The organism is Streptomyces phyllanthi, assembly GCF_009377205.1.
In the GTDB taxonomy this organism is placed as follows: domain Bacteria; phylum Actinomycetota; class Actinomycetes; order Streptomycetales; family Streptomycetaceae; genus Streptomyces; species Streptomyces phyllanthi.
In genome coordinates this window covers 1-1,759 of sequence record NZ_VJZE01000861.1, presented here as the reverse complement: position 1 = coordinate 1,759, position 1,759 = coordinate 1, and the positions used below count along the sequence as shown (strand labels likewise).

The 1,759-nt window shown below is 70.0% G+C and carries 2 protein-coding genes; both read right to left on the bottom strand.

The genetic code is table 11. The features are described 5' to 3' along the window. Nucleotides 1-505 (bottom strand): 4Fe-4S binding protein (locus FNH04_RS45660; protein ID WP_152792098.1); only part of this gene is annotated, 505 nt, incomplete at its 3' end. A gap of 113 nt (nt 506-618) precedes the next feature. Beyond that, the gene (locus FNH04_RS45655) at nt 619-1,587 is read right to left on the bottom strand and encodes a complex I subunit 1/NuoH family protein (RefSeq protein WP_322725746.1); all 969 of its coding nucleotides are present in this window, start codon (nt 1,585-1,587) and stop codon (nt 619-621) included. Nucleotides 1,588-1,759 lie beyond the last annotated feature (172 nt).

Here is a 1,759-nt window from a genome sequence, read left to right as displayed (position 1 = left end):
GATCGGTCCGTATCGCCTGCTCGGCCCGCTCGGCCTGCTGCTGGGCCGCGAGCTTGTCGGCGGTCTTGCGGGCGGCGGCGAGTTCCTTGGGTTCCTCGGCGCCGGGGTCGAGGGCCGGTGGGGCCGGGACGGTCCACATCCACTCGCGGAGCTTGTCGCGTTCGTGGGTGAGGTCGCGGATGTCGGTCTCGGCGTACTCGAACTCCGGGGACCAGAAGAGGGCGTCGAAGGGGCAGACCTCGATACAGATACCGCAGTACATGCAGAGGGAGAAGTCGATGGCGAAGCGGTCGAGGACGTTGCGGCTGCGTTCGCGGCCACCCGGGGCGGCGGGCGGGACCGTCTCCTTGTGGGAGTCGATGTAGATGCACCAGTCCGGGCACTCGCGGGCGCACAGCATGCAGACCGTGCAGTTCTCCTCGAAGAGACCGATCACACCGCGGGTGCGCGGCGGGAGGTCGGGCTGGGCGTCGGGGTACTGCTCGGTGACGGTCTTCTTCGTCATCGTGCGGAGGGTGACGGCCAGGCCCTTGGCCAGACCGGAGCCGGGGATCGACAGGCGGGGCCGCCCGGAGGGCGTCGTTGAGGGGTGGTGGCCGGGTGACGTGCGGGACATGGTTAGGGGTTCACCACCTTGACGACGCCGGTGAGGGCGATCTGGGCGAGGGCGAGCGGGACGAGGAGGGTCCAGGAGAGCTTCTGGAGCTGGTCCTCGCGGAGACGGGGGTAGGTGACGCGCAACCAGATGACGACGAAGGCGAGGATCGCGGTCTTCAGCAGGGTCCAGACCCAGCCGAGGCCCTCGGCGCCCCAGGGGCCGTGCCAGCCGCCCAGGAAGAGGACGGTGGTCAGGCCGCACAGGACTACGATTCCCGCGTATTCGGCGAGCAGGAAGAGGGCGAAGCGCAGACCCGTGTACTCGGTGTACGCGCCGAAGATGATCTCCGAGTCGGCGACGGGCATGTCGAACGGGGGGCGCTGGAGTTCGGCGAGCCCCGCCACGAAGAAGACGATCGCGCCGACGATCTGCCAGGGCAGCCACCACCACTGGAAGGCGTCGACGATGCCGGGGAGGGAGACGGTGCCGGCCGCCATCGCGACGGAGGCTGCGGCGAGCAGCATCGGGAGTTCGTAGGCGAGGAGCTGGGCGGCCGTGCGAAGGCCGCCGAGGAGGGAGAACTTGTTGGCGGAGGCCCAGCCGGCCATGAGGGAGCCGAGGACTCCTACGCCCATGACGGCGAGGACGAAGAACACTCCCGCGTCGATGACCTCGCCGACCGCGCCCTCGCCCGGACCGAGGGGGATGGCGAGGAGGACGAGCAGATACGGGAGGAGGGCGACGGCGGGGGCGAGCTGGAAGATACGGCGGTCCGCGCCCGCGGGGACGACGTCTTCCTTCTGGGCGAACTTGACGCCGTCCGCGATGAGCTGGGCCCAGCCGTGGAAGCCGCCGGCGTACATGGGGCCGAGGCGGCCCTGCATGTGGGCCATGACCTTGTGTTCGGTCTGGCCGATGATCAGGGGGAAGGTGAGGAAGACTGCGAAGACGACGAGGAGCCGCAGTGCGACGTCGAGAGCGTCGTTCACGGCGTGCCTCCTGCGGGGTCATCGGTGGTCGGGGCCTGGTCCCGGTCGGGGGTCGGGTACGGGTCCGGCTTCGGGGCCTGGTCCGGGTCGGGGGTCGGCTCTCGGTCGGGAGTCCGGTCCGGGTCCGGCTTCGGGGGCGGGTCCTGATTCGCCTTCGGGTCCTGATTCGGGT